Here is a 14,417-nt window from a genome sequence, read left to right on the forward strand (position 1 = left end):
CATCGGCAACCCCGTTCCCAGGACTCCCTTGAATCATAAATAACTCAGTCGACTCAACATGTCATCGGACAGACACTTAGTCCGGTCGGCGCCAAAAGCTGCCGTTGGCCGGTCGCGACCTTGCGCACGTTCAGCAGGCCGTTGCCGAACCAGTAGATGTCGACCCAGCCCCAAAAGTCCGATCGACGTGGAGCGCGCATGCCTCAATGCGCTTCGATCGGCCCCGCGACCTTCTGCGGCTTCTTCAGCAAGGCGACGGCCGCGAGGCTAACGATCAATCCCACGCCGATGATCCAGAACGCGTCGGCATAGGCCATCACATAGGCCTCCCGTCGCACCTGCGTGGCCAGCAGCCCCAGGGCTTGGGCCCTCGCCGTCGCAAGGTCGAACACATGCGCCTGCATGCTGGCGATCAACCCGCCCAGCCGGGATTGGGTGAGCGACGCATTCTGGGTCATGGCCTCGGCCAGGACCGAGAAGTGGAAGTGCTCGCGCCGGTCAATCATGGTCGACAGCATGGCGATGCCGATCGAGCCGCCGAGATTGCGCATCATGTTGGAGAGCGCGGAAGCGTCGGCCGTGTCGCGTGGCGCCAACCCCGCCGTCGACATCTGCGACAAGGGCACGGTGAACAGCGGCTGTCCGGCCGCGCGCAGGAGCTGCGGCAGGATCAGCTGATCCATGCCGACGTCATGGGTCAGATTGACGTTGATGAAGCAGCTCGCGGCGAACAACAACGTGCCGGCGATCACCAGCACGCGCGGATCGAAACGCTTCATCAGGAACGGCATGGCAGGGAACAGCACGAGCTGCGGCAGCCCGCTCCACATCACGACGTAGCCGATCTGTTCGGCGTTGTAGCCCTGGATCTGCGCGCAATAGACCGGGATGACGTAGATCGATCCGAACGACACGGCCCCGAGCACCGTCATCAGCAGGCAGCCTCCCCCGACCGAGCGGTTCTTCAGCACCCGCAGGTTGATGAAGGGTTTGGCGGCCATGAGTTCGCGGACGATGAAGCCCAGGATGCCGAACACCGCGAGGGCCGTGCCCTCCAGGATGACCGGTGAGCCGAACCAGTCCTTCCGCTGGCCTTCCTCGAGCACGAAGGTGAGCGCCGGCAACCCCGTGGCCATCAGGCCGATGCCGAGCCAATCGCCGTTCGCGAGTTCCTCGATCCGCAAGGGGGCCTTGTCGAGCGCGTAAAGCTGCAGCGCCAGCGCGATCGGGCCGGGCACGAGGTTGAGGTAGAAGATGTAGTGCCAGGACAGGTTGTCGGTGAGCCAGCCGCCGACAGTCGGTCCGATGGCCGGCGCGAAGGTCGCGGTCAGGCCAAACAGGGCGATGCCCACCGCCTGTTGCGACTTCGGGAGCTTGGTGCGCACGATGGTGATGGCGGTGGGGATCAGCACGCCGCCCGTGAACCCCTGTCCGGCGCGGAAGACGATCATCTCGGAGAGGCTCGTCGAGAGCGCGCAGGCGATCGAGAAGCCGATGAAGACCGCCGTGTTGAACGCGAGGTAGCGGCGCAGGCCGAAGATCGAGCCGAGCCAGCCCGTCAGCGGGATGACGATGATCTCGGCCATCAGATAGGCGGTGGAAATCCAGCTGCCTTCCTCGGACGAGGCGCCGAGCGCACCCTCAATGTCGCTCAGCGACGAATTGGTGATCTGGATGTCCAGGATGGCCGTGAAGGCGCCCAGGATGGCGGCTGTGACGGCGAGCCACTCGCGCAACGAGGCTTTGTCGGCTGTGCTGGTCATGAGAAGGCCGGAAGGAAATGTCGCGAAGAAAGACTCCCACAATCGCCCCGCGCCTGGGGCGCGCGGCGAAAGCGGTTTCTGGCCCGGCGCGGGCGCTGGGACATCGGGTCAGCGGGGCGTGGCCTGCCCGGATGGCTCGGCCATGCCGATCCGCGTGGACCCCTCGGAGCGCGGCGCGTCGCTGCGCGTTTCCACCGTGGCTTCGACCGACAGACCGGGACGCAAGCGCGCCAGGAGGGGATCGTCGGCGACGCTGATCTTCACCGGCACGCGCTGCACCACCTTGGTGAAGTTGCCGGTCGCGTTCTCGGGCGGCAACAGGGCGAATTGCGCGCCGGTACCGGGCGAGAAGCTTTCGACCCGGCCATGGAACACGTGGCTCCCGAAGGCATCGACCGTGAACGCGACCGGCTGGCCCTGGGCCATGTCGCCGATCTGGGTTTCCTTGAAATTGGCCAGGAGATAGATGTCGCGGCCCGTCGGGACGACGGTCAGCAGGCCCGTGCCGGCCTGGACGAGTTGCCCGACCCGCAGCGAACGATCCCCGACGACGCCGTCGATCGGCGCCCGGATGGTGGTGTAGCTGAGATTAAGGTTGGCCTCGTCGAGCTTGGCTTGCGCGCCGGCGATCGCCGCCAGGGCGCTCTTGGCCAGGGCCCCGTAGGTCGTCACCTGCTTTTGCGCGGCATCGAGCGCCGCACGGTTCTTGGCAAGGGTCGCGGTCCGTTGCAGCAGGTCGGACTGGGTCTGCTGGGCGCGTTGCGAGGTGCCGGCTCCCGAGGCGAGGAGATCGCCGTAGCGCTTGGCTTCCTGATCCGCGAAGGTGAGGCCGGCTTCGGCATTGGTCACGTCGGCCTTCGCCGATTCTACCTGGGCCTGCTGCTGCACGACAGCCGCCCTATAGCCGTCGAGCTGGGCGTTCGCCTTCTCGAGGTCGGCCTGCGCTTCCGCGATGGCGATCCTGTAGTCGCGGTCGTCGATCGCGGCCAGAACGTCGCCCGTCCTGACCGGCTGGTTGTCGGCCACGAAGACGTTCGCCACGAAGCCCGCCACCTTGGGCGCGACCGTCACCTTGTCGGCCTGCAGATAGGCATTGTCGGTGGTTTCCTCGAACCGCCCTATGCTCCACCAATGCCAGCCATAATGGCCCCCGCCCCCCAGGCCGGCCAGAAGCAGGGCGGCCAGGATCAGCTTGCCTTTGCGTCTCCGCTTCGGTGGCGCGGGCTCCGCGGCCCGCACGATCGCCGGGGCCGCGGCCAGTTGCGGCGATGTCGTGTCGTTCGGCGTGGCCGGCAGAGGAGCGGAGACCGGCTCAGGAGACAGCCGGCGCGCCGTGGTCTCGGTCATCACCGCTCCGGCTGCCTCGGGGTCCTGGCTCGATCGGACGTCGTCGAAGGCCCGACGGTCCAGACTTGTGCTGTCCATGGCTAAGAGAGCCTCCTTGAACGGAACGTTCTTGTTCTGTTATGCCTGATCAAAGGTGAACGCAAGCTTGCGGCGAGGCGAAAAGCGTGACCGAGATGACGCGAGTGTTTGCGCATGACCCGGGTGGAGCCGACCCGGACTGCCGAGATGGACGGATGACCGAGGGACTCGATACCAAGCCGAAGCGCCACACGGGGGGACGTCCGTCCCAGGAAGAAGCGCTGCGCCGTGACGAGCGCCTGGTCGAAATCGCCGCCCGCATGTTCATGGAGCGCGGCTTCGACGCCACCACGATCGATGCGGTGGCCGAGGCTGCCAGCGTTGGCAAGGCGACCGTCTACGCGCGCTACAAGGACAAGGCGGAACTTTTCGCCGCCGTACTGAAACGGCAGGTCGATCGTTGGCTGGCCGTCAACGACGCCTCGATGCCGGCCGAGGGCACCATCGAGGAGGTGCTGCTCGCTCTGGCACGCCGCAAGATCGCTATCGCGCTGACACCCGAGGCTGTCGCGATCAATCGCATCGTCAGTGCCCAGGCGGGCCGTTTCCCGGAGCTTGCCAAGCTCGTCTACAAGGAAGGCTCACAGCGCAGTACGGCCCAGATCGCAGAGCTGTTGCGCGGCTTCGTCCACACCGGAGAAATCGTGACAACCGACCTTGAGATCACGGCCGAGCTGTTCTCCAGCCTCATCATCGGGCGCCAGATTCGTCTTGCGCTGCTTGGGATCGACATCGATCCAGAGCCGCTCGATCAGCGGCTCCGTGCGGCTGTACAGCTGTTCCTGAACGGAGCTCGACCACGATCAACATAGCCCGCGAGCCCCAACACTCCAACGGCACATGTGTGTCAAATCGCCTGCGATAGTGGGTCTGGCGCAGTTTGCGTGCTGATTTCGTTTGATTCAGGCTGTCGCCACCAACCGCGCGCGCGGCAGATCGACCTTGGCGCGCCCATACATCTGCCGTCACGAGCTTCAACTTGGTGACTTGTCCTTCGGTCTGTCCATTGGACACGTCTCCATGATGGCCGCTTTCACGGCGACTTTGTCAGCCGCGATGCCTTCGGCGAAGGCGGACGTTTCGCTGTGCGCAGCATCGATGAGCCAGGGATCGAGCAGGTCAGGCTTTTTGGCCGAGATCAGGGCGGCGAAGCGGTCGAGCAGAGTGCGCGCTTTCACGATGGTGGCGATGCGGTTTCCATCGCCACCATCAGGCGTACCGTTAGCCGCAACCAGGAACGTCGCCGAAGGCGACGCATCCGCGCAGCCTAGAGTGTCGGACCCCTCCTGACCCGCCGATTATGTGGGGAGGACGACCACCTTCGTCTTGAGTGGCGTCTGCGCATACAGATGGATCATGTCTTGGCTGAGCAGACCGACACAGCCGCTCGTGCGGCCTGTGCCGATCGATTCCGGCTCACTGCTGGCATAGATCGTATAGAGCGTGTAGCGGCCGTTCTGGTAGAGGTGCAGCGTGCGGGCACCGAGTGGGTTGTCGAGGCCGCCAGGCATCCCGTGCGCATATTTGGCGGCCTCGGGCTGGCGTTTGATCATCTCCGCGGGCGGCGTCCAGGTCGCCCATTCGGATTTGCGGCCAACATAGGCCTCACCGCTCCACAAGAACCCATCGCGGCCGACATTGGCCCCATAGCGGGTTGCCGATCCGTCGCCCTCGACGCGGTAGACATAGAAATTTTTGGGATCGACCACGATCGTCCCGGCCGGCTCCTTGGACTCGTACTGCACGGTCCTGCGAAGGTATTTCGTATCGACCTTGCTCATGTCGAGGGCCGGAATCGGAAACTTCTCTTCAGGCACCGGCCCGTACAACTTCACCGCCTCAGCCCGGAACAGGTCATCGGAGGTCGCACAGCCGGCAAGCCCCAGTGTACCGAGACCGACAGCCGAGCCGACCAGAAACGAGCGGCGGCTGAAATGCTCCGGCCGCTGTCGAAGCGAAGCGGCTCCCCGGCCTGCGGAGTCCTCACCATCCTTCGTCACGTCTCTTCTCGCCCCATGTTCTGCGCGCCATTGAGTTGAGGCTCGACCTTCCCGTCGTCGCGCCCCCTGCGCAATAGCAATAGTTGGTGCGTCGCCTGACAGGCAAGCCCGGCCTCCTATTTGCGACACTCGACATGCGGCGAGGCCGGCCCGATCCCGCCTGCCGCCCGATTTTCGCATAGCCACCGCTGTGGAGATCGGCGCGGCGTGAAATGTCGCCGGAACCACTTGAGTGGCCGGTCGCTGGTCGAACACCTCGCTGGCAGCTCCGCCCTGCTCAGAACCGTCTTGAGGCGGCATGCCATTCCAACCTCAACCGCGATAGATTTGCTTGTTCTGCCCGCTGCATCGACCCATCCCGCCCGCATGATCATGGGCGACTCCGGGGCCGCCCCTATGGACGGGTCGGTCTTCGGATGGTTGAAGGAAGCGTTCCACTGCGGGTGATGACGTTCCCCGAACCCGAACCGGAACGTTCCATCGGGATCGAAGCACAAGACGTGTTGCGCGTCGCGGTCGATGACAAAGACGCGGTCGAGGGAATCGATGGTGATCCGGTGGGGGTCGAACATCAGCCCGTGACCTTAGGCCGAGACAAACGTGCCATCCGGTTCGTAGACAACGACGGGAACCCCCAACGCCACGTCGGAGAACATGAACCCGAGAGGCGCGATCGACCGCGATCTTGCTGACCTCAGCGGCCACGATCGAGGTCGGCAGGATTCCGAAGTCGCGCGTGATCGCGTAACGGCGGGCGCCGAGGACGATCCGCCCTACCCCGGCTGCCTCGGCTTTGCCGATGGAGTGCTGCGACATCTTGGGGTGAGCTCGATGTTGAAACTCGGGGAAATCGCCGCTCTTACGGTCTTCGAAAAAAAGCGATGGCGATCCTACCCTGCGATCCTGCCGATCAATGCCTCACCCGAGGCAGGCAATGGCCCGACGGTGAGGCCAGGGACCAGGGACACGCCCAGGGGGCGGAGGGGCGCGGTACGATCGAGACCGAGCGCCAAGCCAGCGGCCAACCGCCCCATCTCGCTCAAAGGCAGACGCACGGTGCTCAGGCGCGGCACCATGTCGGACGCAGAGGGAATGTCGTCGATGCCGATGAGCGAAAGGTCGTCGGGGATCCTGAGCCCCATCGAAAGAAGAGCCCGGATGGCGCCGATGGCCATGAAGTCGCTCGCGGCCAGGATCGCTGTGAACCGCGTCCCCCCGAGCACGTGTTTCTTCGCGAGATCGTAACCGGCCTGCCGGCTGAAGTCGCCGGCATCCACGGTGCATTGTTCGGATGCCCAACCGGCCTCGTCAAAGGCGAAGCGAAAACCGGCGAGCCGGTCGCGCGATGTCGTCGAACCCCTGGGTCCCCCGAGGAACAGGATCTCGCGGTGCCCGAAGGCCATCAGGTGCCGCGTGGCCTGACGGGCGGCATCGACGTTGTCGACCTCGACCGCGAGCGTGTCACGACCGGCATCAGGCGCGGGGCGGCCACAAAGGACCAGACGGCATCCCTCGCGGGCCAGTGCCGCCGCCTGTCTCGCCAGCGACGCCTGGACCTGATCGTCGTCGCTGCCGCCACCGAGCACGATGACGGCATCGACCCGTTGACTGCGGAGAACCTGAAGGTACGAGAGTTCCACGTCCGAATGACCCTGCGTGCTGCAGATGACGAGCAGCTTGCCATTCGCGCCGCAGACGTTCTGGATCGAGCCGATCATTTCGGAGTAGAACGGGTCGGACACGTCGGCCATCACGACGCCCACGATGCCGGTCTTGGCCTGAACGAGGGCTTTGGCCTGCGCGTTCTGCACGAAGTCGATCTCGTCGATGGCCTGGGCGACCTTGGCTCGCGCCTCTTTCGACACGGGGTAGTTGCCGTTGAGCACCCGCGACACCGTTGCGGTCGAGACGCCCGCGCGCTCAGCCACATGGGCGATGGTCGAGCGGGCACTGATCGGCTTGGGTGTCCTCACCATGCTAGACTGGCAATCGGGTGATCTGTTCGCTGTCGATCTCGTCCAGCGTCGCCGCTCCGAGCCAGCTTGCGACCGCGGCCGTCTCATCCATCACCTTGGCGAGCAGGGACCGGACCGCCGCGCTCCCTCCGGCGGCAAGCGCGAGAACGACGGGGCGAACCATGACCGCGACGTCTGCGCCGAGCGCCCTGGCGATCACGACGTCGCCCCCGTTGCGGATGCCGCCGTCGATGAGGATTGGAGCGGCTCTCCCGCACCGCTCCCGAATGGCGGAGAGTTGGTTCACCGGTGCAGCCCAGCGTCCGAATTGGCGGCCGCCGATATTCGACACCATGATCGCGTCGGCGACCCCCTGGAGGGCGCGCTCGCCGTCCTCCGGCGCCAGGATCCCCTTGAGGATGACTGGAAGCCCGAGCTGTCGGGCAGTCGCCGCGACGGCCTCGGCATCCACCCAACTCCAGGCCGGGAAGGACGGCAACGGCGCGATCCCGGTAGGGCTCCCGATCGTGCTCCATCCGCGCTCGGCGATCTCGCGTCCGATGCTGAATCCTCCGGGTTGCAGGCCGGGCCGGGGGTGGGTCGGTGCGAGTACAGTCAGCACGATCCCCGACGCGCCATGTCGCGCGGCCTGTGCGATCAGATCCACAGCCCGGGACTGCGGACCTGCGGCACGCAGTTGCAGCCAGACCCGGTTGTGCCGGGCCACGATCTCCCGCAGCGGCGTGACGCATTCCTCCGAAACAAACAACGGCAATCCCATAGCCTGGCAGGCGTCGGCGACTGGGCCAATGCCGGTTTCGGCAAGGATGCGGTCGCCCGCGTAAGCGCCCACCGCCAGGGGCGACGAAAGTTCATGCCCAAAAAAGGTGATCCCGGTGTCGATGCCGCTTTGTCCTCGCAGCACGCGAGGGATCAGTCGGTAGGCCGCGAAGGCGAGTTCGTTTGGGTCGAGAGACCCTGGATCGAGGTCGAACGGCCGGCCCTCCACGTAGCGGAATAGCGCGTCGCCAAGGGCGATCCGGGCTGCGTGGTCCTCGGGAGAATGGCTCATTGCATCGGCACCAGGTCCGAGAGGGCACCGTTAGGATGCCGCGATGCCGCCTCGGGCGCTTTCGCGGCAAGTCGGAGAAAGGCGCCGAATTCGGGGGTGACGGGATCGCGAAGGATGTCGGGACTTCCCTGTTCCAAGATCCGACCTTCGTGGAGAAAGACGATCCGGTCCGCGACGCTGGCCGCGAACCCAATGTCATGGGTGCTGAGGAGCATCGTGATTCCGGTACTGGCCAAGGTCCGGATCGTCTGGTTGACCTCTCCGACAAGTTCCGGATCGAGGGCTGATGTCGGCTCGTCGAAGATGAGGACCTTCGGAGCACCAGCCAGGGCACGCGCGATGCCCACACGCTGCTGCTGGCCTCCCGAGAGTTCGTGGGGCATGCGATGCGCGAACCCGCTCAGCCCGACTTGGATCAAGGCGACACGAGCTCGGTGGCTGGCCTCGTTGAGAGGAATGCCCTGAACGAATCGCGGCACCGACATGGCGTTCTCGAGCGCCGTCATGTGTTCGAACAAGGCAAAGTTCTGGAACACCATCCCGACCTCGGCGGCCGCGCGGGAGCGGGCGAGCTTTCCGGGCGGCAGGGCCGAGCCATCCGCCGCCACCGCGATCGGTTTTCCCTGCACCAGGACCCGGCCCGCCGCGACGTCGGTGAGCGCCAGGACCGTTTTCATCAACGTGCTCTTGCCTGACCCGGACCGGCCCAGTAAGGCCACCACCTCACCTTGCCCGACCGTGAGATCCACGCCCTTGATGACCTTGGTGGCCTGGTAGGACACCTCAACGGCATCGAACACCAGCAAGGGAGCTTGCGATGACAAGGGCGGCGCTCGCGTACCCCTGTTGGGGACGATGTCGAGGTCCTCCGACACTTGTGAGGACCCTCCCTCAAGCGGACCGAACGACGCGCGCGCGGCATTCGCCGCACTCCGCTTGGCTTTCTCCGAAAGGCTGAACCGTTGCTCGAGCCATTGTTGTCCGAAGGCCAGAACGGTCGACATGATGATGTACATCGCGCTCGACGCGAGCAAAACCGGCAGAAACTCGAAATTCTGTGACACGATGGTCTGGCTGCGCAACGTCAGTTCGCTGACCCCGACGACGGATGCGAGGGAGGTCGACTTCAAAAGTCCGATGGCTTCGTTGCCGAGCGTCGGGATGATGGCGCGAAGTGCCTGCGGCAGCGTGATGGTCAGTAGCAAGGTCGGTCGCGAAAACCCGAAGGCCGTGGCGGCGATCCGCTGGTCGCGGCTCACCGCCCCGATGCCGCCCCGAATGATCTCGGCACAGAATGCCGTCTCGTTGATGGTGAGCGCCAGAAGCGCACTTGCAAACGGACTGAGGAACAGACCGGTTTCGGGCAGGACGTTGAAGATCAGGATCAACTGCATGAGTTGGGGCGTGCCCCGAACCACATAGATGTAGGCCTTGACCGGGTAGCTCAGCCAAGGGGAGCGGGAGTCGCTGGCGAGGGCGAGCCCGAGGCCGACCACGAGGCCCCCGGCCAGCGACAGCACCATGAGGGCCAAAACGACAAGGCATCCTTGGAGGAGATACGGAAAGGTCAGGTAATGAAGAAACTGGGTCACACGCGTCTCGCTCGATGGTGCGCCGTCGGTTCGCTGATCAGTCCTTGTCTTCCGCGGGTCGTTCGGAGCCGTCGCCCTGGCCCCACTTGACCAGCAGCACCTTCTCGATCCCTTGAGCCTGAATGGCCTTCATGCTGTCGAGGATCGCGCCGCGCATCAGCGTGTTGGTCTTGGCAATCGGGAAGCCGTTCAAGATCGGCAGATCGATCGAGAAGCCGGTCCCGAGATCCGGCGCCGACTTCGCCAAGGCATTCGCGTCCGAAAGCGCCGTGAGGTAGATGTCGGCTCGGCCGCTCTGCACGGCCTGGACACTGTTGTCGGTGTTCTGCAGCAAAAGCAGGTTCACCGGGGGCTTGCCGGCTTTTTCGCATTTCTCGGTTTGTGGCGGAACGAGGCTGACGGCCTCGTAGGTGCCAGCCGCGGCCGCGACAGTCGCACCACACAGGGCGTCGAGCGACGTCAGTCCCTTGGGGTTGCCCTTCTTGACGACCGAACCGTCGATCACCGCGAAATTCGACACGAAGGCCACCTGCTTTCTACGAACGTCGGTGACGTAGAGGGACGGACCCATGTCGACCCGGCCACTGGTGATGGCGGTCAACAGAACATTGAACGAGCCGTTCTGAAATTCATGGGAGAAGCCAAGGCACTCGCCCATATAGCTGATCAGATCAGGGTCGAGCCCCTCGATGACGGTCGGGTCGGCGGCGCTTGGCGCCTCGAATCCGGCCGTGTAGCCGCCAAGCCCCACCATGATCTTCTTGCCCGTCAACGTCGGGTATTTCGTGCGCAAGGCCACGCATTCGGGCGCTTTGCCGAAGGCCTCCGGGGTCGGGATGTCGGCCGCTCTGGAGGCCGTGCCGCTGAGTGGGACCGCGAGACCAAGCGCCAGGGTCAGAGCCGCGGATCGGGCAAAGCTGAAGGTCATGAAGCTACTCCTTGATGATGTTGTGAAAGGCGGGCGTGCGCGCAACCAAGTCGCCCGTCACGACCGCGACCACGACGGTGTCGAAGGGTGTGCCCGCAAAGGGATCGCGGTCCGTTGTTCCTTGAGAAGGCAGGCCGGCGGGACGGGGCGCAACGATCGCGACAGCCTCGGGTTCGGAATGGACACCGAAGAAATCGGCCGGGGTCGTCGTCGCCTTTGCCAGGAGTGTTGCGAGATCGAGGTCGTGCGCCTTGGCCAACTTCATCAAGGCCGGAAGGAAATGCTGCTGGCTCGATAGTCCGGGACCCGTTGTTGCCCCTTCGGCCACGTGGTCCGTGGCGATCACATCGATATCCGCCAACGACTGGCGCGCGAAACGATCGACCGCGTCGTCTTCGGGCAACGGCGGTCGAACCGAGAGCGCGCGCCGCGTTGGCTCGACTGGCAATAGATAATGGGGTGACGTTGCAACATAGGCCCGATGGCGTCCTGCGCGCATCGCGGCTACATCCTGGGGGCTGCTGGCATGCCGAAACAGCACGTCGCCTCCAGCGTCTGCGACCTCGGCCATCAGGGCGCGGTCCTGGGTGAAGACCACGGCACGCCAGCCGGCCCGCCAGACCGCGTCGAGATTTCGTCGGAAATTCGGCTCCCGGCCGTAGAGTTTGCAGGCCCGCAACAGCCCGAATACCGGAGCCGAGGCTGCGAATGTGGTGAACCACGCCGCAAAGCCCGCCGTGTCTCGATCAACGGAGGCCGTAAGCAGCAGGCGGATCACTGGAAGGTGAGCTGTTCGCGCTAGAGTTGCCAGAACCTCCAGGTCATCGCCTACCAACATGTCGTGCCAATCGACGCTGCAATTCATGGCGGCGACGCCACCGTCGATCGCCGCCGCGCAATCCTCGGTGCGAAGACCGCCCCTCAGTAATGGCAGGAGAGTATCGGCATCATAAAGGGCGGGTAGGGTCTCCCAAGCAGAGCAAGCCTCAGGCGGCGCTCGTCCGGCAAACAATCGTGTTTGAAGCTGAGGTGAAAGCACAGACGCCGAGTCATCTTATTTCGGCACAAACCATCGAGGTCTTCGCAGAACTTCAACAGTAAGCGCTTTCTATCCACCATAGATCCAATGTGATCTTTGTCGACGGTAAATTATAGGCATGACCGCCCAGCAAATGAGCTTCTGGTCTTGCGGATCTCGGTTCCTTGTGAAGGTGTGCAGCCCGATGGCACATGGCTTTCGGGCCAGTGTTCTTGATGCAGTTCAACGGGTTCCGCACTGCCGGGCAATCATCGGCATGGTGGAGACAAGACGCCGCTTTGCCCAAGCACAAGGCTGACCGAAGTTCGGCCTTGCTCGGCAGACAATCGCGCCATAGTGACTGAAGTCTCGCGACAATGTTCGGAGTCGTGAGATGGACGCGTCATGAATTTACCCGTGCAGGATCTCGCGCCAGGCTTGCAGCATCCGGAGAAGCCCGCGATGTGCACGGTGGTGGCAAAGCAGGCCACTGGAGCGTCGGTAAAGTGCTGACGCGGGCGGAGTAATCTCCGGCCGGTGGATACGCTGCCCGTTTTGGGGTGGCTGGGGATGTTCGCCGTGGAGGTCTGCGCCGCTGTTCGGCATTTCGTTTTCGTGGAGGGGAGGAGTCGCCGGGAAGCTGCCCGGGTCTTCGGGCTGAGCCGGGAGACGGTCCTGAAGATGTGCCGGTTCTCGATGCCGCCCGGGGGACACACGGACGAAGCCGGCGGAGAAGTCGAAGCCGGGACCGCATGTTGCCGTCATCGATGCCATCCTGGAGGCTGACCGGACGGCCCCGGTGAAGCAGCGGCACACGGCCAAGCGGATCTTCGAGCGGCTTCGCGATGAGCATGGGTTTGGCGGCGGCTACACCGTCGTGAAGGACCATGTGCGGGTCAGCAGGGCGCGAGACCGGGAGACCTTCGTGCCCTTGGCGCATCCGCCGGGTCACGCACAAGTGGATTTCGGCGAGGCGATCGCGGTGATGGGCGGCGTGCGGCAGAAGATCCATTTCTTCTGCCTGGACCTGCCGCAGTCGGATGCGTGTTTCGTGAAGTCCTACCCCAAAGAGACGACCGAGGCGTTCCTCGACGGTCACGTGTCGGGCTTCGGCTTCTTCGGCGGCGTGCCGCTGTCGGTTCTCTACGGCAATACAACGATCGCGGTGGCCAAGATCCGCGGCCACGGGACGCGCGAGCGGACGCGTGCCTTCACTGAGTTGTTCAGCCATTGCCTCTTCCAGGACCGTTTCGGTCGCCCGGGCAAGGGCAACGACAAGGGTAAGGTCGAGGGCTTGGTCAAGTACGCGCGGGCCAACTTCATGACCCCGATCCCGACGGCGGCAAGCTTTGAGGAGCTGAACGCCATGCTGGCCGAACGGTGCAGGGCTCGTCAGGGGGACCGGGCCGGTCGGCATGCCAGCACGATCGGCGAGCGCCTGGTGGCCGACCTTGCCGCCTTGCGGGCCTTGCCCGCGGTGCCGCTGGAACCTTGCGAGAAGCGGGCGGCGCGGGTCTCGTCGACCGCGCTGGTCCGCTACCGGTGCAACGACTACTCGGTGCCGACAGCTTATGGCTTCCAGGACGTGCTGGTGAAGGGGTTCGTCGCCGAGGTCGTCATCCTGTGCGGCGGCAAGGAGATCGCTCGCCATCCGCGCTGCTATGGCGAAGGCGTGTTCGTGGCCGATCCACTGCACTACCTCGCGCCAATCGAGACCAAGCCGAACGCGCTTGACCAGGCGGCTGCGCTGCAGGGCTGGGATCTGCCCGAGGTGTTCCAGCATCTGCGGCACCTGCTGGAAGCCCGGATGGGCGGAGCCAGCCAAAGGTTCCGACGATGCGCAGCATCGGTGGAATGGCTGGCGGAGGGAATCGGGGAAAGCGCGAGTTCATCCAGGTGCTGCGGTTGATGGAGGCAGCGCCCAAAGACATCGTGGCGTTCGCGGCCACCGAAGCGATCCGGCTCGGCGCCATTGGCTTTGATGCGATCAAGCAGATTACCCTGGCCCGCATCGAACGGCGGCCCGTGCGTCTTGACCTGACGGCGTACCCGCATCTGCCGAAGCTCGCGGTGAAGACGACGGCGGCGGCCGACTATGCGGCGCTCATGCCGGAGATGGCGACATGAGCGCCGGGGCAGACAGCGCGATGCCGGCCGGAACCAGGGCCGGCACACCGCAGATCCTGCTTGGCCACATCTCAAGCAGCTGAAGCTGGCGACGATCCTGCGCGAGTACGACAAGGTGGCCCGCGAGTGCGCGCAGAGCGGTATCGACCATCCTGGCTATCTGTTGCGTCTGCTCGAACTTGAACTGATCGATCGCGAGCGCCGCGTTGTTGAGCGCCGTATCCGGGTGGCGCGCTTCCCGGCCGTAAAGAGCTTCGACACCTTCGACTTCATGGCGATCCCGAGCCTTAACAAGATGCGCGTGCTGGATCTGGGGCGCTGCGAATACGTGCTCCGTCGGGAGAACGTCATCGCGCTCGGTAACAGCGGCACCGGCAAAACCCATGTTGCCCTGGCGCTCGGCTTGGCGGCTTGCCAGAAGGGCTTCCCGGTCGCGTTTACGACCGCGGCCGCGCTGGTCACCCAGCTGATGGAAGCGCGTGACGAGCGGCGGCTTTTGAAGATGCAGCGCGAGCTGCAGGCCGTGAAGCTGCTGAT

At 64.6% G+C, this 14,417-nt stretch carries 11 protein-coding genes and 1 pseudogene; 3 read left to right on the forward strand and 9 right to left on the reverse strand.

The window, feature by feature from the left end; translation table 11 throughout:
• Positions 1-203: 203 nt before the first annotated feature.
• Together M8523_RS34025 and M8523_RS34030 are read right to left on the reverse strand one after the other, a co-directional pair.
• A complete protein-coding gene (locus tag M8523_RS34025) occupies positions 204-1,763 on the reverse strand; it encodes an MDR family MFS transporter (RefSeq protein WP_282589258.1) in 1,560 nt (519 codons plus the stop codon).
• Between the two features lie 108 nt (positions 1,764-1,871).
• Positions 1,872-3,188 carry an HlyD family secretion protein gene (locus M8523_RS34030; protein ID WP_282589259.1) on the reverse strand — a complete coding sequence of 439 codons (1,317 nt, stop codon included), beginning with the start codon at positions 3,186-3,188 and terminating at the stop codon, positions 1,872-1,874.
• A gap of 155 nt (positions 3,189-3,343) precedes the next feature.
• On the opposite strand from M8523_RS34030, the gene M8523_RS34035 reads away from it, so the two are divergent.
• Entirely contained in the window at positions 3,344-4,000 is a 657-nt protein-coding gene (locus M8523_RS34035) for a TetR/AcrR family transcriptional regulator (RefSeq protein WP_282589260.1), read from the forward strand.
• A 162-nt stretch (positions 4,001-4,162) separates the two neighbouring features.
• On the opposite strand, the gene M8523_RS34040 is transcribed toward M8523_RS34035, so the two are convergent.
• From M8523_RS34040 to M8523_RS34070, 7 genes are all read right to left on the reverse strand, one after another.
• The gene (locus M8523_RS34040) at positions 4,163-4,366 is read right to left on the reverse strand and encodes a hypothetical protein (protein ID WP_282589261.1); all 204 of its coding nucleotides are present in this window, start codon (positions 4,364-4,366) and stop codon (positions 4,163-4,165) included.
• Positions 4,367-4,486: 120 nt separating this feature from the next.
• Positions 4,487-5,188: a L,D-transpeptidase family protein gene (locus tag M8523_RS34045; protein ID WP_428351920.1), complete on the reverse strand. Its 702-nt coding sequence runs from the start codon at positions 5,186-5,188 to the stop codon at positions 4,487-4,489.
• 890 nt (positions 5,189-6,078) lie between these two features.
• Positions 6,079-7,164: a LacI family DNA-binding transcriptional regulator gene (locus M8523_RS34050; RefSeq protein ID WP_282589262.1), complete on the reverse strand. Its 1,086-nt coding sequence runs from the start codon at positions 7,162-7,164 to the stop codon at positions 6,079-6,081.
• 1 nt (position 7,165) lies between these two features.
• Positions 7,166-8,215, reverse strand: coding sequence for an alpha-hydroxy acid oxidase (locus M8523_RS34055; RefSeq protein ID WP_282589263.1), 1,050 nt, complete (start codon positions 8,213-8,215; stop codon positions 7,166-7,168).
• Entirely contained in the window at positions 8,212-9,807 is a 1,596-nt protein-coding gene (locus M8523_RS34060; protein WP_282589264.1) for an amino acid ABC transporter permease/ATP-binding protein, read from the reverse strand. The genes M8523_RS34055 and M8523_RS34060 overlap by 4 nt, the downstream gene beginning before the upstream one ends.
• A 37-nt stretch (positions 9,808-9,844) precedes the next feature.
• Positions 9,845-10,735: a transporter substrate-binding domain-containing protein gene (locus tag M8523_RS34065; RefSeq protein WP_282589265.1), complete on the reverse strand. Its 891-nt coding sequence runs from the start codon at positions 10,733-10,735 to the stop codon at positions 9,845-9,847.
• 4 nt (positions 10,736-10,739) lie between these two features.
• Complete coding sequence (locus M8523_RS34070) at positions 10,740-11,573, reverse strand: amidohydrolase family protein (protein ID WP_282589266.1); 834 nt, start codon at positions 11,571-11,573, stop codon at positions 10,740-10,742.
• Positions 11,574-12,323: 750 nt separating this feature from the next.
• On the opposite strand from M8523_RS34070, the pseudogene istA reads away from it, so the two are divergent.
• Together istA and M8523_RS34080 are read left to right on the forward strand one after the other, a co-directional pair.
• Positions 12,324-13,880: pseudogene (istA, locus tag M8523_RS34075) on the forward strand (IS21 family transposase).
• A gap of 79 nt (positions 13,881-13,959) precedes the next feature.
• Positions 13,960-14,417 (forward strand): ATP-binding protein (locus tag M8523_RS34080; RefSeq protein ID WP_282589268.1); only part of this gene is annotated, 458 nt, incomplete at its 3' end.

The organism is Lichenifustis flavocetrariae, assembly GCF_026130545.1.
GTDB lineage: Bacteria > Pseudomonadota > Alphaproteobacteria > Rhizobiales > Beijerinckiaceae > Lichenihabitans > Lichenihabitans flavocetrariae.

Coding starts and splice junctions, on each gene's coding strand:
- M8523_RS34035 (WP_282589260.1), top strand. CDS start 3,344: ATGACCGAGGGACTCGATACCAAGCCGAAGCGCCACACGGGGGGACGT.
- M8523_RS34070 (WP_282589266.1), bottom strand. CDS start 11,573: ATGTTGGTAGGCGATGACCTGGAGGTTCTGGCAACTCTAGCGCGAACA.
- M8523_RS34050 (WP_282589262.1), bottom strand. CDS start 7,164: ATGGTGAGGACACCCAAGCCGATCAGTGCCCGCTCGACCATCGCCCAT.
- M8523_RS34065 (WP_282589265.1), bottom strand. CDS start 10,735: ATGACCTTCAGCTTTGCCCGATCCGCGGCTCTGACCCTGGCGCTTGGT.
- M8523_RS34025 (WP_282589258.1), bottom strand. CDS start 1,763: ATGACCAGCACAGCCGACAAAGCCTCGTTGCGCGAGTGGCTCGCCGTC.
- M8523_RS34055 (WP_282589263.1), bottom strand. CDS start 8,215: ATGAGCCATTCTCCCGAGGACCACGCAGCCCGGATCGCCCTTGGCGAC.
- M8523_RS34030 (WP_282589259.1), bottom strand. CDS start 3,188: ATGGACAGCACAAGTCTGGACCGTCGGGCCTTCGACGACGTCCGATCG.